This window comes from Achromobacter spanius (assembly GCF_039673305.1).
Lineage (GTDB): Bacteria > Pseudomonadota > Gammaproteobacteria > Burkholderiales > Burkholderiaceae_B > Achromobacter > Achromobacter spanius_F.
Genome location: NZ_JBDJLJ010000020.1, coordinates 14,345 through 33,920, shown reverse-complemented (window position 1 = coordinate 33,920; position 19,576 = coordinate 14,345). Strand labels below are relative to the sequence as shown.

At 68.8% G+C, this 19,576-nt stretch carries 17 protein-coding genes; 6 read left to right on the top strand and 11 right to left on the bottom strand.

The annotated features are described in order from the left end of the window. The first annotated feature begins 39 nt into the window (after positions 1 to 39). Positions 40 to 495 (top strand): Lrp/AsnC family transcriptional regulator, encoded by a 456-nt coding sequence (locus ABE485_RS17235; protein ID WP_008165816.1) that lies wholly within the window; start codon positions 40 to 42, stop codon positions 493 to 495. A gap of 26 nt (positions 496 to 521) precedes the next feature. Here the strand turns inward: ABE485_RS17235 and ABE485_RS17230 are convergent, their stop codons facing one another. The 8 genes from ABE485_RS17230 to ABE485_RS17195 form a co-directional block, all read right to left on the bottom strand. After that, the gene (locus ABE485_RS17230; protein ID WP_346516480.1) at positions 522 to 1,691 is read right to left on the bottom strand and encodes a metallophosphoesterase; all 1,170 of its coding nucleotides are present in this window, start codon (positions 1,689 to 1,691) and stop codon (positions 522 to 524) included. Positions 1,692 to 1,794: 103 nt separating this feature from the next. Further along, on the bottom strand, positions 1,795 to 3,015 hold the full coding sequence (locus tag ABE485_RS17225; protein ID WP_346516479.1) for an alpha-hydroxy acid oxidase: 1,221 nt from the start codon (positions 3,013 to 3,015) through the stop codon (positions 1,795 to 1,797). Positions 3,016 to 3,126: 111 nt separating this feature from the next. Beyond that, entirely contained in the window at positions 3,127 to 3,996 is an 870-nt protein-coding gene (asd, locus tag ABE485_RS17220; RefSeq protein WP_346516478.1) for an archaetidylserine decarboxylase, read from the bottom strand. Between the two features lie 135 nt (positions 3,997 to 4,131). After that, complete coding sequence (locus ABE485_RS17215) at positions 4,132 to 5,763, bottom strand: ATP-binding cassette domain-containing protein (protein WP_346516477.1); 1,632 nt, start codon at positions 5,761 to 5,763, stop codon at positions 4,132 to 4,134. 201 nt (positions 5,764 to 5,964) lie between these two features. Beyond that, a complete protein-coding gene (locus ABE485_RS17210; RefSeq protein ID WP_346516476.1) occupies positions 5,965 to 6,834 on the bottom strand; it encodes an HpcH/HpaI aldolase/citrate lyase family protein in 870 nt (289 codons plus the stop codon). Positions 6,835 to 6,845: 11 nt separating this feature from the next. Next, on the bottom strand, positions 6,846 to 7,568 hold the full coding sequence (locus ABE485_RS17205) for a response regulator transcription factor (RefSeq protein WP_346516475.1): 723 nt from the start codon (positions 7,566 to 7,568) through the stop codon (positions 6,846 to 6,848). A 331-nt stretch (positions 7,569 to 7,899) separates the two neighbouring features. Continuing rightward, positions 7,900 to 8,394, bottom strand: a complete 495-nt coding sequence (locus ABE485_RS17200) for a hypothetical protein (RefSeq protein WP_346516474.1) — start codon at positions 8,392 to 8,394, stop codon at positions 7,900 to 7,902. 67 nt (positions 8,395 to 8,461) lie between these two features. Then, entirely contained in the window at positions 8,462 to 9,061 is a 600-nt protein-coding gene (locus tag ABE485_RS17195; RefSeq protein WP_346516473.1) for a GNAT family N-acetyltransferase, read from the bottom strand. 120 nt (positions 9,062 to 9,181) lie between these two features. Between ABE485_RS17195 and ABE485_RS17190 the strand changes: the two genes are divergently transcribed. Continuing rightward, on the top strand, positions 9,182 to 10,417 hold the full coding sequence (locus ABE485_RS17190; RefSeq protein ID WP_346516472.1) for an NAD(P)/FAD-dependent oxidoreductase: 1,236 nt from the start codon (positions 9,182 to 9,184) through the stop codon (positions 10,415 to 10,417). Between the two features lie 6 nt (positions 10,418 to 10,423). Here the strand turns inward: ABE485_RS17190 and ABE485_RS17185 are convergent, their stop codons facing one another. Then, positions 10,424 to 11,557, bottom strand: coding sequence for a 3-deoxy-7-phosphoheptulonate synthase (locus tag ABE485_RS17185; RefSeq protein WP_346516471.1), 1,134 nt, complete (start codon positions 11,555 to 11,557; stop codon positions 10,424 to 10,426). Between the two features lie 294 nt (positions 11,558 to 11,851). Between ABE485_RS17185 and ABE485_RS17180 the strand changes: the two genes are divergently transcribed. Then, positions 11,852 to 13,078, top strand: coding sequence for an EAL domain-containing response regulator (locus ABE485_RS17180; RefSeq protein ID WP_346516470.1), 1,227 nt, complete (start codon positions 11,852 to 11,854; stop codon positions 13,076 to 13,078). Between the two features lie 156 nt (positions 13,079 to 13,234). After that, on the top strand, positions 13,235 to 14,545 hold the full coding sequence (locus tag ABE485_RS17175) for a ferredoxin reductase family protein (protein WP_346516469.1): 1,311 nt from the start codon (positions 13,235 to 13,237) through the stop codon (positions 14,543 to 14,545). A gap of 29 nt (positions 14,546 to 14,574) precedes the next feature. Here the strand turns inward: ABE485_RS17175 and ABE485_RS17170 are convergent, their stop codons facing one another. Continuing rightward, complete coding sequence (locus tag ABE485_RS17170; protein ID WP_346516468.1) at positions 14,575 to 16,218, bottom strand: mucoidy inhibitor MuiA family protein; 1,644 nt, start codon at positions 16,216 to 16,218, stop codon at positions 14,575 to 14,577. Positions 16,219 to 16,373: 155 nt separating this feature from the next. After that, entirely contained in the window at positions 16,374 to 17,273 is a 900-nt protein-coding gene (locus ABE485_RS17165) for a LysR substrate-binding domain-containing protein (protein WP_346516467.1), read from the bottom strand. Positions 17,274 to 17,379: 106 nt separating this feature from the next. On the opposite strand from ABE485_RS17165, the gene ABE485_RS17160 reads away from it, so the two are divergent. Then, entirely contained in the window at positions 17,380 to 18,687 is a 1,308-nt protein-coding gene (locus ABE485_RS17160) for an MFS transporter (RefSeq protein ID WP_346516466.1), read from the top strand. A gap of 139 nt (positions 18,688 to 18,826) precedes the next feature. Continuing rightward, a complete protein-coding gene (locus ABE485_RS17155; RefSeq protein ID WP_346516465.1) occupies positions 18,827 to 19,540 on the top strand; it encodes a DUF2325 domain-containing protein in 714 nt (237 codons plus the stop codon). Positions 19,541 to 19,576 lie beyond the last annotated feature (36 nt).

Sequence of the window (19,576 nt, the reverse complement as noted above, 5' to 3'; positions counted from 1 at the left end):
CATAAAAGTTCGAATGCCGTTCGGCAGAATGTGATTCCAATGTCAGACCTAGATGACCGCGACCGAAAATTATTAACGCTGCTGGCGGACGATGCGTCGCCCAGCTATGCGGAACTGGGCAAGCTGCTGAACCTGTCGGCCCCGGCGGTGCATGAACGCGTCAAGCGGCTCAAGCGCGACGGCCTGATCAAGGGCATCGCCGCCAAGCTGGACGGCGCGAAGATCGGGCGCCCGCTGTTGGCGTTCGTGCACGTGGACACCAACAACTGGACCATCACGCAGCAGGTGCTCGGGCTGGCCGAGCTGACCGAGGTCGAGGAAATCCACACCATCACGGGCAAGAGCGCGATGCTGCTCAAGGTGCGTGTGCGCGACACGCAGGCGCTGGAGCTGCTGCTGGCCCGCATCCATCAGATCGAAGGCATCACCAACACCACCAGCGACATCGCGCTGACCAGCTATCTGGAACGCGGGCCGCTGCCCGAGGACGCCTGAGGCCGCCGCTGACTTAGCGCGCCGGTTTAGAGCGAAGAAGCGGCGCGCAGGCGCAGGCGCGTGATCTCGGACGGCGCCCAGAGCCGCTTGGGCGGCCCCCAGTAGCCGGTGCCGCGGCTGGTGTAGACCCACATGCCGCCCAGGCGGTGCAGGCCGGCTGTGAAGGGCTGCTGGAAGCGCACGAAGAATCCCCACGGAAAGAACTGCCCGCCGTGCGTATGGCCGGACAGCTGCAGGGTGTAGCCCAACGGTTCGGCGGCGGCCGCGCTACGGGGCTGGTGCGCGAGCAGGATGCGGGGGAAGGCGTCGGCCGGCGCGCCGGCCAGCGCGGCCCTGGGGTTGCTGCGCTGCTGCGGATCGAATGACCCGGCGCTGTAGTCGGTGACCCCGGCCACCACCATGGGCAGGCCCGACGGGTGGATGAGCGCATGCTCGTTCATCAGCACGCGCAGCCCCATGCGCCGGAACTCGGCCACCCACGGCGCGGCGCCCGAATAGTATTCATGGTTGCCGGTGACGAGGTACACGCCATAAGGCGCGCGCAGCTGCCCCAGGGGACTGGCCTGCGCGGCCAGCTGCTCGACGCTGCCGTCGACCACGTCGCCGGTGATGGCCACCATGTCCGGAAGCTGCGCATTGACGGCGTCCACGATGGCCTGCACGTAGCGCTTCTTGATCGTGGGGCCGACGTGGATGTCGCTGATCTGCACGATGGTGAAGCCGTCCAGGTCGCGCGGCAGCCCGGCGATCGGCACGTCCACGTCCACCACGCGCGCCAGGCGCCTGGCGTTGTAGAGCCCGGCCAGCGAACCCGCCAGGGACAAGCCGGCGACGGTCCACGCGCTCGCGCAGCGCAGCGTGGCCCATGGCAGCTCCGCGTGGATCGCAAGATTGGCCAGCCACGTGGCCAGCAGCAGCGCGTCGCGCAGCACGGTCAGCACGAACAGGGACGAGAACAGTCCCATCGCCAGCAGGCCGATCCAGGCGATGCGGTCGCCCCAGGGCGGGTGGATGGAGGACCGCGCCAGCATGCCCAGCGGAATCAGCACGCAGGACAAGACCAGCGCAAGAATGGCGGCGGCCGTGCCTTCGCCGCCGAGCAGGAAGTCGGGAATCAGGCGGGCGCCGACGTAGACATGGGCCAGTGCGCCCAGGGTCAGGAAGCGCAGGAAGAAGGTCGATTGGCGTAGGGACACGGTCGGGGCGGGGACGCGCGTGGCCGCGAAGCCGGACGCGCGGGTAGCAAGGGAACCGCCATTCTATGCGCCCGGCGGCCCGCGCGGCGGCACAGGCCGCGCGTCAGGCCGGCAGGTCGCCTTCCCGGCAGAGCAGGCTGGCGTCCATCTCGCGCAGCCGGTTGATGCCCAGCATCGCCATGTTGCGGTCCACTTCGGCGCGCAGCAGGCCGATGGCGTGCGCCACGCCGGCCTGGCCGCCGACGGCCGCCGCGTAGTTGAACGGGCGTCCCACGAAGACGCAGCGCGCGCCCAGCGCCAGGGCCTTGAGCACATCGCCGCCGCGCCGCACGCCGCTGTCCATCATTACCGTCATGGCGCCCGCCTGCGCGACGACCCCCGGCAATGCGCGCAGGGGCGAGATGGCGCCGTCGAGCTGGCGCCCGCCGTGGTTGGACACGATGATGCCGTCGGCGCCGTGCTGGCGCGCCAGCGCCGCGTCGCGCGGATGCAGGATGCCCTTGATCACCAGGGTGCCCGGCCACTGCCGGCGGATGCGAGCGACGTGTTCCCAGTTCAGGTGGTCGCGGGCCGTGAAGTCGCGCAGCACCGAGGCCGACACGATGGGCGCGCCGCGGGTGGCAAAGGAGTTCTCGAAGTGCGGCATGCCATGGGCGAGCAGCGTGCGCAGGAAGGTGCCGGCCAGCCAGCGCGGCCGCGACAGTCCGTCCAGGGCCAGCCGCAGGCTGGGCTTGAGCGGCGTGGAAAAGCCGGTGCGCACGTTGTTCTCGCGGTTGGCGGACACCGGGATGTCCACGGTCAGCACCAGCGTCTCGTAGCCCGCACGGCGGGCGCGTTCGACCAGGGCATCTATCTTTGCGGGGTCGCCGGGCAGATAGGCCTGGAACCACGTTCCGGGCGCCTGGGCGATGACATCTTCAAGCGGAATCAGCGAGGTGCCGCTGAGGATGGCGGGAATGTTCTGTTCGCGCGCGGCGCGGGCCAGCAGGACGTCGCCACGGTACGCCGAGAGCGCGCTGATGCCCATGGGCGCGATGCCGAAGGGCGACGCATAGGCGCGCCCGAAGAGTTCGGTCTGCTGCGTGCGGCCGGACACGTCCACCAGCACGCGGGGCGTGAATGCATACCGGGCGAAGGCCTCGCGGTTGCCGCGCAGGGACTGGTTGTCCTCCGCCGCGCCGGCGATGTAGCCGAAGATGGGGCGCGGCAGGCGCCGCTGCGCCGCGGCTTCGAAGTCGTCCAGGGACAGCATGCGCGCCAGCGCGCGGGGCGTGGGGCGGTCGGCGGCGCGGGCAGGGGCGGCGGGCAGGGCGGTGGATGTCATGGCGGGCCGGCAAAAGCCCGTAATCTAGCAACGCCATTTCATCGCATAAAGCGAATAAATGCGGAACGGGCTGTTCGCCTGGAGCGAACGAGGACCGTTCCAGCCGGGGGATCAGCCCTGCACGGGCAGCGCCAGCAGTTCGCCCATGCGCACGGGGCCGCGGACGGAGGGGGTGTCCGCCCAGCGGATCTTGCCCGGCCCGAACAGCACGATGGCGGTCGAGCCCAGCTTGAACCGGCCCATTTCGGCGCCTTTTTCAAGATGGATGGGCGCGCGCGCGGCCGAATCGTAGCGCACGGACTTCACGCGGCGCTTGTAGGGCGTCACCAGGCCGGCCCAGACGGTTTCGATCGAGGCCACGATCATGGCGCCGACCAGCACCAGGGCCATGGGGCCGTGTTCGGTGTCGAAAATGCAGACGACGCGTTCGTTGCGGGCAAAGAGGCGGGGCACGTTGCGCGCGGTCAGGGGGTTGACCGAGAACAGGCGGCCGGGCACGTGGACCATCTCGCGCAGCGTGCCGGCGACCGGCATGTGCACGCGGTGATAGTCCTTGGGCGACAGGTAGACGGTGGAGAACTGGCCGTTCTGGAACGGCGCGGCGCGTTCGGTGTCGCCGCCCAGCAGGTCGACCAGGCCGTAGCTGTGGCCCTTGGCCTGGAAGATGCGGCCCTGTTCGATCGCGCCCATCTGGCTGATGGCGCCGTCGGCCGGGCAGAGGACCGAGCCGGGCTCGTCGTCCAGCGGACGCGCGCCGTCTTTCAGTGCGCGCGTGAAGAAATCATTGAAGCAGTCGTAGGCCAGCGGATCTTCCTGCAGGGCCTCGCTCATGTCGACGCCGTACTTGCGCACGAAGCGCGAGATCATCCAGTTCTTGACCGCGGGTTCGCGGCAGTCGGATGCGTATCCGAAGAACCGCGACACCAGGTGGTGGGGCGCAAGATACTGGCTGGCAAGAAATAGTTGGTCTTTGATCGGCATCTACGAGCGCTAAAAAACGCGTCCCGCATGCAGCGGGACGTGGTTGGAGGTTGCCGCGCGTGCCCGGATGAAACCGGCTGCGGGCAATTCGCGGGATTGTAACGCGTCCGGCCTCTTGCGGGCGCGTAGGGGCGATCAGGCCGCCTTGGCCGCGAGCTTGGTCTTGTAGAGCCAGTCCTTGTAATCGTCCAGGTCGCCGTCGAACGGGCTGACGTTGCCGTCGGCCACGATGATGAACTGGTCGGTGGTGGCGCGCAGCAGGTGGCGGTCGTGCGAGACCAGCACGAGCGTGCCGTCGAACTGCGCCAGCGCCGTCGTCAGGGCTTCGCGGGTTTCGAGGTCCAGGTGGTTGGTGGGTTCGTCCAGCAGCAGCAGGTTGGGGCGCTGCCACACGATGAGCGCGAGCGCCAGCCGGGCCTTTTCGCCGCCGGAGAACGGGGCGATGGAACTCGTCGCCATGTTGCCGTTGAAATTGAAACTGCCCAGGAAATTGCGCAGCTCCTGCTCGCGCACGGTGGGCGCGATCTTCGTCATGTGCCACAACGGCGATTCGTCGTGGCGCAGCATCTCGACCTGGTGCTGCGCGAAGTAGCCGATGGACAGGCCCTTGTTGAACTGGGTCTCGCCGGCCAGCGTATCGAGTTCGCCCGCGATGGTCTTGATGAACGTCGATTTGCCCGCGCCGTTGATGCCAAGCAGTCCGATCCGCTGTCCCGCCTGCAGCGAGAAGTTGATGCCCGACACGATGATCTTGTCGGACACGGCCTCGGTGGCCTCGTCCTCGATGCGATAGCCCGCGCTGACCTTGTCCATCGTCAGGAGCGGATTGGGCGCGCGCAGCGGCTCGCGGAACTCGAACGAGAATTCGGCCGCCGCGCGCAGCGGGGCCACTTCTTCCATGCGGGCCAGGGCCTTGATGCGGCTCTGCGCCTGGCGGGCCTTGCTGGCCTGCGCCTTGAAGCGGTCGATGAACGACTGCAGGTGCGAGCGCTGGCGCATCTGCTTTTCGATCATGCCTTGCGCCAGCTCCAGCTGCGCCGAGCGCTGGCGCTCGAAGGACGAATAGTTGCCCGAGTAGCGCTTGAGCTTGCGTTCGTCGATATGGACGATGACGTTGACCACGCCGTCCAGGAAGTCGCGGTCATGCGAGATGACGATCAGCGTGCCAGGATAGCGCTTGAGCCAATCCTCCAGCCAGATGATCGCGTCCAGGTCCAGGTGATTGGTGGGCTCGTCCAGCAGCAGCAGGTCGGACGGGCACATCAGCGCCTGCGCCAGGTTCAGGCGCATGCGCCAGCCGCCGGAAAAGCTGGTGAGCGGCAGGCGCATCTGTTCCTGCGTGAAGCCCAGGCCGGTCAGCAATTGCTCCGCGCGGGAATGCACGGTGTAGGCATCGGCGTCGGCCAGCGCGGCATAGATGTCGCCCATGCGCAGCCCGTTCTCGGCGCTTTCCGGTTCGGCTTCCAGCGCGGCCAGTTCCGCTTCCAGCTTGCGCAGCGTGACGTCGCCGTCGATCGCGTATTCGATGGCGGGGCGGTCCAGCGCGGGCGTCTCCTGGGCCACGTAGGCCATGCGCCAGCTGGCCGGATAGTCGAGGTCGCCCTGGTCCGCGTGCAGCGTGCCGCGCAGGAGGCCGAACAGGCTCGACTTGCCCGCGCCGTTGGCGCCGATGAGGCCGATCTTGTCGCCGGGGTTCAGGAGCAGGTCGACCTTGTCGAACAAGGGCTTGACGCCGCGCATGAGTGAAACTTGTTGGAAGCGGATCATGAATGTAGGGCAGGGTGGCGCGGCAGGCGCGCGGCTGGGCTCCCGCCACAGGGTGCGGCGCAAAAAAGGGAACCGGGGCGGGATCGCGCACGCGTGATGGGACGCCAGGCGCGAAAGAGGATCTGGCGGCAGGCCACCGGGTTGCGGACGCTATTGTACCGGGCCGCGGGCGGCCGTGCGGCGCGGCCGGGGAAAGCCGCGCTATCGCGCCGCGATGGCGGCGGCCAGCGCCAGCACGCGTTCGGCCTCTTGGGCGTGCAGGTTCTCGACCAGCGCGCCGTCGACCACGGCGACGCCCTGGCCCGCGGCCTGCGCGGCGCGCCAGGCGTCCAGGCGCTTGCGCGCGGTGTTCAGTTCTTCAGGGGCGGGCGCAAAGGCGGCGTTGGCCGCCGCGATCTGGCGCGGATGGATCAGGGTCTTGCCGTCGAAGCCCTGGTCGCGCCCCTGGCGGCAGGCGTCGGCAAGGCCCGTGTCGTCGTTCAGGTCCAGGTGCACGCCGTCCAGCACGGCCAAGCCGTGCGCGCGCGCCGCCATCACGGCCAGCGATCGCGCCAGCAGGGTTTCATCGCGCGACGGCGTATGGCGCGCGTGCAGGTCTTTCACCAGGTCCGAGGTGCCGACGACGATGGCGGCCAGGCGGGGGTGGCCGCCGGCGATGGCGTCCAGGCGCAGAAAGCCCAGGGGCGTCTCGGCCATGGCCCATAGCGGCAGGTTGGCGTGCGCGCCCGCCGCGTCCAGCGCCTGCGCCAGCGCGTCGAGCTGGGCCGGGGACTCCACCTTGGGCAGCAGCACCGCGTGCGCGCCCGCGCGCGCAATGGCGCGCACGTCGTCCGCGCCCCAGGCGGTGTCCAGCGCGTTGATGCGCACGACGCATTCGCGGTGGCCATAGCCGCCTTCGCGCAGGGCGGCGGCGACCTGCTCGCGGGCCAGGGGCTTGGCGTCGGGCGCCACCGCGTCTTCCAGGTCCAGGATCAGGGTGTCAGCGTCCAGCGTTCGCGCCTTGTCCAACGCGCGGGCATTGGCGCCGGGCATGTAGAGGACGGAGCGGCGGGGGCGGATGGCGGTGGTCATGGCGGAAAGTGTCAGGGTTTGGGGAGGCTGCCGACGATGGTCACGGGCGTGGTGCAGACATAGCCTACGCCATACACCGTGCGTATGCCCATGTCGCCGCCGGCCTGCGCGCGCAGCTTGCGGCGCAGCCTGTGCATGTGGGCATCCAGCCGGTGGGTGTCGTAGGCCTCGGCGCTGGCGCCCAGCGCCTCGACCAGGCGGCTGCGCGACAGGGGCAGCGGCGCGGCCTGGATCAGCGCGCCGATCAGGCGGCTTTCGGTGTCGGTGATGTCCACGCACACCTGCCTGGGCGACGTCAGGGTGCGGCGCGCCGGGTCGAAGCGCCACGCCCCGGAGTCCGCGTCGTCGGCGTCGGCCGCGGGCACCACGCGCAGGCGGCGCGACAGCGCGACCAGGGTGGCGCCCAGTTCCGCCAGGTTGACGGGCTTGGTCAGGTAGTGATCGGCGCCCAGGCTCAGGCCGGACACCTTGTCTTCGCTCAGCAGGCGCCCCGTGAGCATGATGATGCCCATGGACGGGTAGGTGGTGCGCAGATGCGAGACGCGCGCAAGCCCGTCGCCATCGGGAAGCATCGCGTCCAGGACGAGGATGCCCGGGGTCACGGTGAGCAGCAGCCGGTCAAGTTCGGCCAGCGAACCCGCCGTCAGGACGGCTTTGTCCAGGCCCAGGCTGTGGATGTACTCGGCGATGGTGTCGCGCCAGTCTCCGTGGTCATCGACGACGATGATCGTCACGGCGCCGCGCGCTCCGGCGCTCCTTGGGAATACATGCGTTCCGCTCTTGTCATGCTACGGGTTCTTGTAGGGGAAACTTCGTCCGCGCGGGCGCTCGGACGGCCGTGACCGATACGGTGGGTATCGTGGGCGCCAGCGCAGAATATCATCATCGCTTATGCGGCGGCGCCGCATGGGCCGGGGATGCCATCCGGATGATCGATGAACGGATGGGTGGTCAAAAAATGCGCAGCCCGGTCCGCATCGCCCGAAAGGCCATCAGCCGTGCGTTTGCGTTTTTCTTATCCACAAATTCTGTGGATAAGAAAATGGCGCTTGGATACCGTCCGATTCAGGAGGGCAGCAGTTCGACCGGCACGCCCTCGGGCACCTTGCGCATCCGGTCGCGTTCGATACGGGGCGGCGCGAAGCGCGTCTTGCGCGCAGCAGCATTCTGCAGCAGCACCGACAGCACCGATCCCTTGTCCTGGATCCAGTGGGTCTTGCCGCGCAGCAGCTTCATGGCGTTCTCGGGCGTGCCCAGCCGATAGGACATGGCGTTGATTTCAAGGGAATTCTTGCCGTTGAAGACCGACTCGTCCTGTTCCGTGATGGCCGCCGCGTCGAGGTTGCTGCTTTCGTGGTCGATGCGGTAGACGAACTTGAAGCCGTTGAACGGATCCTGCACGACGATCAGCTTCTCCGACCCCGAGATATCGGACATCATGCCCAGCACCCGCGATTCGACCATCTGGTTGCCGCGTTGCTCTTCGGTGTAGATGAAAACGGTGTAGCGCGCGCGGGGCGCGGGGGCCGGGGCGGCCGGGACGAGACGAGTACGTTCCATACCTGACTGGAAAATTGCGGAAGGGCGCGAGGCCCGGGGGAATGCTGCAAAGAACGAGAAGCGCGGCCTACCCCTGGTGGCGCAAGCGCGCCAGCAGGCGGGCTTTCACCGACGGCCAGTCCTCGTCGAGGATGGCGAAATAGACCATGTCGCGCGTGCGTCCCGACTGCGCGATCAGGTGCTTGCGAAAGACACCTTCTTCGACGCCGCCGATGCGGAGTATGGCTTGCCGCGACTGCGTGTTGCTCAACTCCGTCTTGAACACGACGCGTATGATACCAATTGTTTCAAAGGCGTGCTGTAACAGCAGGAATTTGGCCTCGGTGTTGGCGCCGGACCGCTGGCTGGAGGGCGTGAGCCAGGTGGCGCCGATTTCCAGCCGCTTGTGGTCCAGCGCGATATCCATATAACGCGTGGCGCCGATTATCCGGCCGGTGCTTTGCCGCACGATGACGAAGGGCAGACAGGTTCCCGCATGCTGGCCCGCCAGGGCGCGTTCGACGTAGCGCTGCATGTCCTGGGCCGTGGCGACAGGCTCGGGCTGCAGGCGCCAGAGTTCCGGATGCAGGCCGATCTCGGCGAGTTCGGCGGCGTGCGAGGCGGCTAGCGGCTCCAGGCGCACGATGTCGCCGCATAGGGTTACGGGCTGCAGGTCGGGCAGGGCCATGGCGGTTCCTCGGTCGGAAAGGGCGGGGTGCGCTGTCCGGCGCATCGGTGGAAGGGCACGCGGCGATTCTACGCCGCGCCATCCTTGCCGAACATCGTGGCCGGGCGCAGAATGCGGCGCATGAAAACAGACGTCGTGGTCCTGGGCGCGGGCATCGTGGGGGTCAGCGTCGCGCTGCATCTCGTGGCGGCCGGCCGTTCGGTCGTGCTGCTGGACCGGTGCGGCCCGGGCGAAGAAACCAGCTACGGCAACGCCGGCCTGATCGAGCGCGCAAGCGTCATCCCGTACGCCTTTCCGCGCGACTGGCGCAGCCTGTGGCGCTATGCGCGCAATAACACGCCCGACGTGCGCTACCACCCGGGGTTCCTGCCGCGCATCGCGCCTTGGCTGCTGCGCTACTGGTGGCACTCGTCGCCGCAGCGGCTGGCGCGGGCCGCGCAGGCCATGCTGCCGCTCATCGAACGCAGCGTGGCCGAGCACGACGCGCTAAAGGACGACGCCGGCATTTCGCACCTGTTCCGCCGCAACGGCTGGATCGACGGCGTGCGCTCCGAGGCCGGCCTTGCCCGGGCCGTCGCCGACGCCTCGGCGCTGGCGCCTTACGGCCTGAGCTACCGCGTGCTGGACCGCGCCGCGCTGGCCGCCCTGGAGCCTTCCCTATCGGCCCGCATGGCGGGCGCGGTGCATTGGCTGGACCCGGTCAACGTGTCGGATCCGGGCGCGGTCACGCGGGGCTATGCGGCCCTGTTCGAACGGCGGGGCGGGCGGATGGCGCGAGGCGACGCGCGCAGCCTGCAGGCGGCCGGCGATGGCTGGCGCGTGCAGGGCGAGCAGGGGCCCATCGAGGCCCGCGACGTCGTGGTGGCGCTGGGCCCGTGGTCCCTGGATATCCTGCGCCCGTTGGGCTATCGCATTCCGATGGCGGTCAAGCGCGGCTATCACCAGCATTTCGCGCTGGAGAACGGCGCAACCCTGTCGCACCCGGTGGCGGACATCGAAAGCGGATTCCTGGTGACGCCGATGACGCTGGGCGTGCGGCTGACGACGGGCGCGGAATTCGCGCCGCGCGATGCGCCGCCATCGCCCGTGCAGATCCGGCGGACCCGCGCGCTGGCCGGCGAGCTGCTGCCGCTGGGGGCTGCGGTGGAGCGCGAACCGTGGATGGGGTGCCGGCCGTGCATGCCGGACATGCGCCCGGTCATCGGTCCGGCGACGCGCCATCCGGGGCTGTGGATGGCGTTCGGACACGCGCACCATGGCTTTACGTTGGGGCCGGTGACCGGCAAGCTGCTGGCCAGCCTGATCACGCGGCAGGCGCCGGAGTTCGATCCGGCGCCGTACGGCCTGGCGCGCTGACGCGGATCAGCCGCGGGCGGCGAGCTTTTCGCGGCGCTGGCGCACGGCCAGCGCCAAGGCGTCGAGCACCGGCTCGGTCTGCGTCCAGCCCAGGCAGGCGTCGGTGATGGACACGCCGCGGCGCAGCGGCTGTCCGGGCTTGAGGTCCTGGCGGCCTTCTTCCAGGTGGCTTTCGATCATGACGCCGGTGATGCGGGCGTCGCCCTGGGCGAGCTGGGCGGCGATGTCGTTGGCCACGTCGACCTGGCGCAGGTGCGACTTGTTGGAATTGGCGTGCGAGCAGTCGATCATGACCTGTTCGCGCTGGCCCGCGGCGCGCAGCGCGGCGCAACAGGCGTCCACGCTGGCGGCGTCGTAGTTCGGGCCTTGCTTGCCGCCGCGCAGGATCACGTGGGTGTCCTGGTTGCCGCGGGTTTCGAAGATGGCGGCCATGCCCATCTTGGTCATGCCCATGAAGGCATGCTTGGCGCTGGCCGCGACCATGGCGTCGGCCGCGATCTGCACGCCGCCGTCGGTGCCGTTCTTGAAGCCCAGCGGGCAGCTCAGGCCCGAGCTCAGTTGGCGGTGGCTGGGGCTTTCGGTGGTGCGTGCGCCGATGGCGCCCCAGGCGATGAGGTCCGCGATGTATTGCGGGCTGAGCAGGTCCAGGAACTCGGTGGCGATGGGCAGGCCCAGGCCGCTGATGTCCAGCAGCAGTTCGCGGGCGCGGCGCAGGCCTTCGTTGATGCGGAAGCTGCCATCGAGGCGCGGGTCGTTGATGTAGCCCTTCCAGCCGACGGTGGTGCGGGGCTTTTCGAAGTAGACGCGCATGACGATCAGCAGGTCTTTCCTGTGCCGTTCGGCGGCGTCGCGCAGCTTGTGCGCGTACTCCATGGCCTGCGCATGATCGTGGATGGAGCACGGACCCACCACCAGCACCAGGCGGTCGTCGCGGCCGTGCAGCACGTCGGCGATTTCGGCGCGGCTTTGTTCGACCAGCGTCTGGATGGCGGCGGAGACCGGCAGTTCGTCCTGCAGGAGGGCGGGGGAAATCAGCGGACGCACCGCGCTGATGCGGGTGTCGTCGGTGCGCGTGTTGTCCTGGGTGGCGTCGGCCGCGCCGACCTCGCGGTCGTGCAGGGGGTCGTCAATGCGGGTCAAGGGAAGCTCCGTGCCGTAGATGCGGGAAAGTCCATCATTATCGCACTCGCGGCGGGCGGGGTCCTCCCAAGGGCCATCCGGCGCCTACAACCTCCAGGGAATGTGTTCGCACGGAGATCCTACGACTATCGGCGATGGGGTGAATTAACCCGTTATCGATAAAGACACGTCCGGAGCGGATGCCGTAGCATTGATCCAAGTTATCCAAGCGGCCGCCTGAGAAGGCCCGCCCTATGCCGAGTAGGGCCTGTGCGAGGATCCTCTTAGTGTGAACAGGCCCCAGGACGGTCAGCGATGCCTAAATCCGAAGCCGGCGCGACCCGACGGATCCTTCTGGTGGAAGACCACCCGGTCGAACGCGCGTACCTGCAGAACATGCTCCTGGCGCTGGGCTACCGGCGGGTGGCGGGACTGGGCAGCAGCATCGAGGCGGTCGGCGCCCTGACACGCCAATACTACGACGTGCTGATCAGCGACATCGTCATGGGCGAGGGCGACGGCACGCGGCTGCCCAACGATCTGCGCCGGCTGGTGGATGCGGGGCGGCTCAAGAGCATGCCCCCCATCATCTGGATCAGCAGCCTGAGCGATGAACTGCTGCAGTCGCACGTGCGGCTGGCCCTGCAGGCGGGCTGCCCATCGGCGCAGGCGCTGGCCAAGCCCGTCTCGCGAAGCGCCATGCAGCAGGCCATCAAGGCCGCGCTGCACAGCATCGACGACGATGTGGCGTCTCCGCGCCAACCCAAGGCGGTGCGGCGCGATGTGATGGAGGCCGCGCTGAGCCAGGCCCTGGTCTCGGGCAAGGGCTTCTCCGTGGTGCTGCAGCCGCAGATCAGCCTGTCGACGGGGCGGGTGGTGGCGGCCGAGGCGCTGTCGCGCTGGACGCACCCGGACCTGGGCGCGATTCCTCCCGCCGACTTCGTGCCGGCGGCCCACCGGCTGGGGCTGGACCGCATGCTCTTTACCCGTGTCACCGACCGCGTCCTGGAGGTGCTGCGCCAGATGCAGGCCGAGGACATCGCCGTGCCCGTGGCCATCAACGCCTCCGCCTCCACGCTGTGCTCGCGCGACCTGCCCGGCATGCTGGAGCAGCGCGTGGGGCAGGCGGGCTTGCCGGCGCGGCTGCTCAAGGTCGAACTGACCGAGGACGAGCCCGTGACCGATTGGCTGGCGCTGTCGTCGACGCTGAACCTGCTGCGCGTGCGCGGCTTCGAACTGGCGATGGACGACTTCGGCGCGGGCATCGCCTCCATGCGGCTGTTTTCGGCGATGCCGTTCACCGAACTGAAGATAGACCGCGATTTCATCCTGCACATGCACCGCGAGCCGGCCTCGCGGGCGGTCGTGGCGGCCGCGATCGAAATGGGCCGGGTGCTGGGCCGCCGCGTGGTCGCCGAAGGCGTCGAACAGGAGCGCGACGTGCAACTGCTGCGCGAACTGGGCTGCGACGTGGCGCAGGGCTACGGCATTTCCGTGCCGCTCGAGCCGGCGGCCTTCATCGAATTCTGCCGCTCGCGCTGAGGGTCGTGGACCGCGGCTTTTTTTGCCGGGCACGATTGACACCGGTCAACAACACGGCCTCGTGGCGGAAAATGCGGCCGACGGCGACACTACCATTGATGCAAGCGAGCCGCCCTCGCGTGGCGCGGCTCCGGATCATTGATGGAGCGATGCCCGATGCGACGTGTCCTGACCCCTGTTCTTCTCGTTTCCCTGCTGGCCTGGGCCGGCGCCTGTTGGCTGCAGCCCCCCGCGCAATTGAATGTCTGGACCGCGCGCGACCAGCTCATCCTGCTGACGGGGTTGGCGGCCTATGTGCTGATGGCGCTGATCATGCTGCTGGCGGTGCGGCCCATGTGGCTCGAACGCAGGCTGGGCGGCCTGGACAAGCTGTACCTGCTTCACAAGTGGAGCGGCATCGCCGCCACGGTCCTGGCCGCGGCGCATTACCTCATCAAGCTGGCCAAGCCGCTGCTGCTGGCGGTGTTCGAGCCGGTGGCCAAGACGCCGCGCGAAGCGGCCTTGCTCGACGTGTTTCGCGGTTCGGCCAAGGACATTGGCGAGTGGGCGGTCTGGATACTGGTCGCGATGGTGCTGCTGACGCTGTGGCGGCGCTTTCCTTACCACGTGTGGCGCCAGGTGCATCGCATTGCCGCCGTCATTTTCCTGGTCGCGGCGTTCCATGGCGTGGTTCTGACGCCGGCGGCCTGGTGGTGGCAGCCGGCCGGCTGGCTGGTGGGCGCGGCGACCGTGGTCGGAACCGTGTGCGCCGTGCTGGCGCTGACCGGCAACATCGGCAGGGCGCGGCGCTACAAGGGAACGGTGCTGGATGTCCAGCATCTGTCGGACGACATTCTTACCGTGACCTGCAAGGTGGAAGGCAACTGGCATCATCGCGCCGGCCAGTTCGCTTTCCTGACCGCGGACCGGCGCGAGGGCGCCCATCCGTTCACGGTGTCGGGCGCCGATGACGGCACGGGGCGGGTGCAGTTTTCCATCAAGGCGCTGGGCGACTACACGCGCCGCCTGCAAAGCAGCCTGGCCGTGGGGCAGGCGGTGACCGTGGAAGGCCCATATGGCTGCTTCGATTTCGAGCGCGACGACGCACGCGCGCAGATCTGGGTCGGGGCGGGCATCGGCGTCACGCCCTTCATTTCGTGGCTGGAATCCCTGCAGGCCCGGCCAGAAGGCGCGCCCCGGGCCACGCTGTACTACTGCGCCCGCAACGCGGCCGATGCGCCGTTTGCGCAGCGCCTGCAAGAACTGAGCGCGCGCGTCCCGAACGTGACGCTGCACGTGCGCTACAGCGACACGCAGCGGCCATTGACCGCCGCGGATCTCATCGACGGCCACCCGGCGGGCGCACCGTGGCCCAGCGTGTGGTTCTGCGGTCCGATGGGTTTTGCCGACGCGCTGAAGGACGGCCTGCACCGGCGGGGCATGCTGGTGCGCCAGCTATTCCATCAAGAAGCGTTCCAGATGCGCTAGGGCCGGTCGGCAGCGCCAGCCCACGCGCGTCACAGGCCGGATACGTCGATATCGCCGGGATAGTCGACCGAGAACTTAAGCACGGTCTCGCGTGACTTGCCGGGTTCCAGCTCCCAGTCCCAGGCCAGCTTGCCGTCCTCTTCGCGCTTGATGTCGCGGTCGGCGGGCGAGAGCAGCTTGACCACGATCTTCTCGTTGCGGGAAATGGGCAGGCGGTCCTTGAACGACACCTGCTCCTTGGTGGCCTTGTTGTTCTTGACGGTGATCTTGTACTCGTAGGTAACGCGCTTGCCGCTGCCCGAAAAGCCCGTGCTTTCGGTGTAACGGTTGACCAGCTGGCGCTTGATGGAAATGCCTTCGTCGGCGCCCAACGCCAGGTCCAGTTTTTCGCCGGGCATGACCGCCTTCATCGAGCCGGACGCCACGAACGCGTCGTCCAGGAACGTGTTCAGCGGGCCCGCAAGGAACGGGAAGTCGGTGGCGTTGCTGGCCTGCGCGGTCAGGTACGCCGTTTCGCGCAGCGCCGGGGTGGACTGGTACTGCAGCGTGGCGGGCAGCTTGGCGGTGGCGATGGCGACGCGCTGGGCGGTGTTGTCGGACAGCAGGGTGGCCGGGTTCTGGATCTGGAACGACGCGCTGGTGGCGGCATTCTGGACCTGGGCGGTGGACACCTCGATGGCTTCGGGTTCGGGCATCGGCGCCGCCGCGTCTTCCATGGCGCGGGCGCGCGGGGCGCGCTTGGCCTGCATTTCGGCCGCCGCGCTGATCGGCGCGGGAGCGGCCGCGGGGCGGGGCGGGGGCGGCGGCGCGGCCACGTCGATGATCCACGGCCGCAGCTGCGGCGCGCCGCCGCCCAGCGAGGGGCGTGCAGTGGACAGCGTCAGCTTCACGTTGTTCCAGTCTTCGCCCGTGTTCTGGCGGATGACGCCGAAATAGCCCAGGTCCACGTTGCGATCGGCCGCGCGCAGCCGCGCATCGTACGTCGGCGTCCAGCGGGCGCCCGAGACCGCATAGGAAACGTCCAGGTCCAGCTTGCCCGGGCGGGCCATGTTGACGCGCAGCGTGACCGTCTTGCTGCGCCGGCCAAGGTCGTTGCGGACCTGGTCCAGCTGCATCTGCAGGGCCTCCAGGTCGCGCTCCAGCGCGGTCTTCTGTTCGGCGACCTTGCGCAGGCCAGCAAGCGCGCCGGCGAGCGAGTCCGCGCTGAGCGACTGGATCGCCTTGAGCTCGTCCAGCGTGAGGCGCGCGCCGTCCTTGGACGGCTCGGTGGCGCCGCGCTGCATCATCAGCACCAGTTCGCGCTGGTTGTCCAGCACCGCCGCCTCGTCGTCCAACGCGGCCTGGCGCGCTTCGAGCTTGCGGATCTGCTCTTCAATCTGCCGCACCCGATCGTTGGGCGTGTCGGCCAGGTAGGCGTCGCGGACCTTCACGTCCAGCAAGGTGGCCTGGCCGGTGCTCCTGGCCGAAACCTGCAGGGAATTCTCCTGCAGCGTGGCGGGCAGCTTTTCGAGCACCAACTCATGTTCGCCGGCGGCCAGTTCGCGGCTGGCGGCGCGGGTCACGACGGCGCGGTCCTGGTATACCGTGACCGCGCCGATGGACGACGGGAGTCCGGCGGCGGCGGCGAAGCCGGGGATCACTGCGATGGCCAAGGCCAGGAGAGTACGGGTCACGGGGGCACCTCTGGAGGGTTGAAGGCTGCCGGATCGCGCGCCGCGCAGGGGGACGCATCGCCGGCAGCGCGAGAGTCTATTCCTTGCCCGCGGGAGCGGGTTTACAGAAAATGACAAACGCGACAGGGAGCTACCGCGGATTTTGCCCGCAGCGTTCAGGCTCGTTCGGGGTGGGCCAGCTTGCGCAGCATGTCCACGGCGTTTTCCGCCGCCACCGAGCGGTCGTGGCGCCGGTAGGCCATGTCGAGCAGGGCGTGCGGGGCGTCGCCCTTGATGGGGCGGTATTCGATGCCCTGGGCGCCCATGTGGCGCATCGCGGCGGGCACGATGGAGATGCCCACGCCCGCCGCCACCAGGCTCACGATCGACGCCATCTGGGGCGCTTCCTGGATGACGCGCGGCGCAAAGCCCGCCCGCTGGCAGGCGGACTGGATGGCGTCGTACAAGCCCGCGCCGAGGGGCCGGGGATACAGCACGAAGTCCTCGTCCGCAAGCGCGGCGATGGGCACGCCGCGCTTGCGGCTGTGCGGGTGGTCGGGGGGCAGGGCGACCAGCATGGGCTCGTCCAGCACCCGTTCGGATTCAAACTCGGCATCCAGCACGTAGGGCGGGCGCACGAACGCCACGTCGACTTCGCCCACCCGCAGCCCGCGCAGCAGGGACACGGTGTTGCTTTCGGTGAGGGTGACGCGCACGTCGGGATAGCGGTCGCGAAATGCGCGGATGGCGCGCGGCAGATAGGGGTGGAACACGGCCGACGCGGTGAATCCGACGGTGACCGCGCCGCGCTCGCCGCGCCCCAGCCGGCGGGCCAGGTCGATGGCCCGGTCGGCGCTGGCGAGGATGGCGCGGGCGTCCTCGAGAAACTGCGCGCCGGCCTCGGTCAGGGCGATGCCGCGGGGCAGGCGAAGGAACAGGGGCGTGCCGATCTCGCGTTCGAGCTGCTGGATCTGTTGGCTGAGCGGCGGCTGCCCGATGCCCAGGCGCGCGGCCGCCCGGGTGAAGTGCAGCTCTTCGGCGACGGCCGTGAAATACCGCAGGTGGCGCAGTTCCATCGTTATTAAATATGAAGAAGTGTAGTTTCATATATTGGACATATGCAGGGGAAAAGTCTACCTTTGCAAGGACGGGCTACAGGTCCGTTGCTATTCGAGAATCCTGATGTCTACCCCCACTGCAAGTTCCGCCACCGCCTCCGACGCCGCACCGGCCGAGTATCTGGCGCGCGGCACGCCCGGGCTGCGCCGCGCCCAATGGGCTCTGTTCGCCGCCGGCTTTTCCACTTTTTCCCTGCTGTATTGCGTGCAGCCGCTGATGCCGCTGTTCACGCACGCGTTCAATGTATCGCCGGCCCAAAGCAGCCTGGTGCTGTCCTTGTGCACGGGGTTGCTGGCGATCGCCATCTTTTTCGTCGGCCTGTTCTCGCAGGCCTTGCCGCGCAAGCGTGTCATGGCGTTCTCGCTGTTCGCCTCGGCGGTGCTGGGCACGATAGCGGCCGTGGCGCCCGACTGGCACAGCCTGCTGGCGCTGCGCGCGCTGCAGGGGGTGGCGATGGGCGGCGTGCCGGCTGTCGCCATGGCCTACCTGGCGGAAGAGGTCGAACCCGGAACGCTGGGATTCGCCATGGGGCTGTACATCAGCGGCAGCGCGTTCGGCGGCCTGTCCGGCCGGGTCATCACCGGCCTGGTTTCCGACCATTTCGGCTGGCGCGCGGCAATGGGCACGCTGGGACTGCTGGGCATCGTGGCCGCCTTGCTGTTCGTGTGGCTGCTGCCGGCCTCGCGCCGTTTCGCGCCGCGGCGCGGGCAGGGCTGGGCCGGCGTGTGGGGCGACGTGCGGGCCGGGGCGGGCGCGCACCTGAAGAACGGCCCCCTGTGCGGCCTGTTCGCGATGGGCGGGCTGCTCATGGGCGCTTTCGTCGCCGTCTACAACTACGTCGGCTTCCGGCTGCTGCTGCCGCCGTTTTCGCTTAGCCAGACCTTCATCGGCTTCATTTTTGTGGTCTACCTGGTGGGCATCTTCGCTTCCACCTTTTTCGGCCGGCTGGCGGATCGCCATGGGCGCGGCGCAATGCTGTCCGCGGCTACGGGCCTGGCGCTGGCTGGCTTGCTGCTCACGCTGTCGGACGCGCTGCCCGTCCTGATCGCGGGCATCGTCGTATTCACCTTTGGCTTCTTCGCCGCGCATGCCGTGGCCAGCGGCTGGGTGGGGCAGATGGCGCGCGGCTACAAGGCGCTGGCCGCGTCGCTGTACCTGCTGGTCTATTACGTGGGCTCAAGCGTGTTGGGCTCGCTGGGCGGGCATTTCTGGACCGTGGGGGCGTGGCATGGAGTCGCGGTCATGGCCGGCGCGCTGCTGGTCGGGGCGTTGTCCATCAGCGCGTGCCTGGCCTGGCGCACCGGCCGCCGCCATCGGGCGGGCGGGACGGCGGAACCAGCGCCGGGCGGCACGGCGGTGCGCGGCGGGTAAAAGCGATGGGCAAGGGCGGCGGGGCGGCCCCTGCGTGTTTGCATATTACTTAAAAGATAAAGATTCTCATTTATACTTGGCCGGATCCTCCGCGGCGCCGGCTTCTGCCGGGCCGTCCCATTTCACGCCGAGGTCCGCGATGAATCCAGAGTCCCCCGACCGCCAAACGCTGCAGCGCGAACATGCGGCGCTGCTGGCCGCCTACGGGCAGGCCCAATCCCATTGCAGCAGGCTGCTGAGCGCGCAGGCGTTGCGCATTGCCCATCTGGAAGGCGAGGCCATGCGGCTGCGGGCGGCGGTGATCCAGCGCGATACGGCGCTGGCCTGGGAACGGGACGATCGCAAGGCGCTTGAAGGCGCCATTCCCGGGTTGCCGCGGCGCGTCGCGCTGGCGCGCCGGGTGACCCAGCTGATGGAGCGCGTGCAGGTGCTGATGCGCGAGCGGCTGGCATGGCAGGACAGGGCGGCCTGGGCGCGCGAGCGCCCGCTTGAGCCATTGCCCGAGGCGCCCGCCGCGCGGCCCGCCGTGGCGGCGATCGCGCTGCGCGAAAAATCGGTGCTTTGCGTGGGCGAGGATGCCATGGCGCTGATGCTGACGCGCAAGATGGTGGAGATGGCGGGTGGCCGGTATCTGGGCCACAGCGGCGCGGAAGAGTCCAATGGCGACGCGCTGGAAGCCAGCCTGGTCGCCGCGGACCTCGTGATCTGCCAGACGGGCTGCGTCAGCCACGGCGCCTATTGGCGCGTGAAGGACCACTGCACGCGCACGGGCAAGCAGTGCGTGCTGGTGGACAAGCCCGAGGCCTTGGCCGCGTTGCAGCTGGAGCGCCGGACGGCGGACAGCGCGGGCTGAGTCCGCCCGGCGGCATCCGGCGTAGCGTCGCGTTAC

Bases quoted from the DNA above. Each gene is read 5' to 3' on its own strand.
- ABE485_RS17235 (WP_008165816.1), top strand. From the start codon at position 40: ATGTCAGACCTAGATGACCGCGACCGAAAATTATTAACGCTGCTGGCG.
- ABE485_RS17225 (WP_346516479.1), bottom strand. From the start codon at position 3,015: ATGACATCCACCGCCCTGCCCGCCGCCCCTGCCCGCGCCGCCGACCGC.
- asd (WP_346516478.1), bottom strand. From the start codon at position 3,996: ATGCCGATCAAAGACCAACTATTTCTTGCCAGCCAGTATCTTGCGCCC.
- ABE485_RS17215 (WP_346516477.1), bottom strand. From the start codon at position 5,763: ATGATCCGCTTCCAACAAGTTTCACTCATGCGCGGCGTCAAGCCCTTG.
- ABE485_RS17210 (WP_346516476.1), bottom strand. From the start codon at position 6,834: ATGACCACCGCCATCCGCCCCCGCCGCTCCGTCCTCTACATGCCCGGC.
- ABE485_RS17200 (WP_346516474.1), bottom strand. From the start codon at position 8,394: ATGGAACGTACTCGTCTCGTCCCGGCCGCCCCGGCCCCCGCGCCCCGC.
- ABE485_RS17195 (WP_346516473.1), bottom strand. From the start codon at position 9,061: ATGGCCCTGCCCGACCTGCAGCCCGTAACCCTATGCGGCGACATCGTG.
- ABE485_RS17190 (WP_346516472.1), top strand. From the start codon at position 9,182: ATGAAAACAGACGTCGTGGTCCTGGGCGCGGGCATCGTGGGGGTCAGC.
- ABE485_RS17180 (WP_346516470.1), top strand. From the start codon at position 11,852: ATGCCTAAATCCGAAGCCGGCGCGACCCGACGGATCCTTCTGGTGGAA.
- ABE485_RS17175 (WP_346516469.1), top strand. From the start codon at position 13,235: ATGCGACGTGTCCTGACCCCTGTTCTTCTCGTTTCCCTGCTGGCCTGG.
- ABE485_RS17165 (WP_346516467.1), bottom strand. From the start codon at position 17,273: ATGGAACTGCGCCACCTGCGGTATTTCACGGCCGTCGCCGAAGAGCTG.
- ABE485_RS17160 (WP_346516466.1), top strand. From the start codon at position 17,380: ATGTCTACCCCCACTGCAAGTTCCGCCACCGCCTCCGACGCCGCACCG.
- ABE485_RS17155 (WP_346516465.1), top strand. From the start codon at position 18,827: ATGAATCCAGAGTCCCCCGACCGCCAAACGCTGCAGCGCGAACATGCG.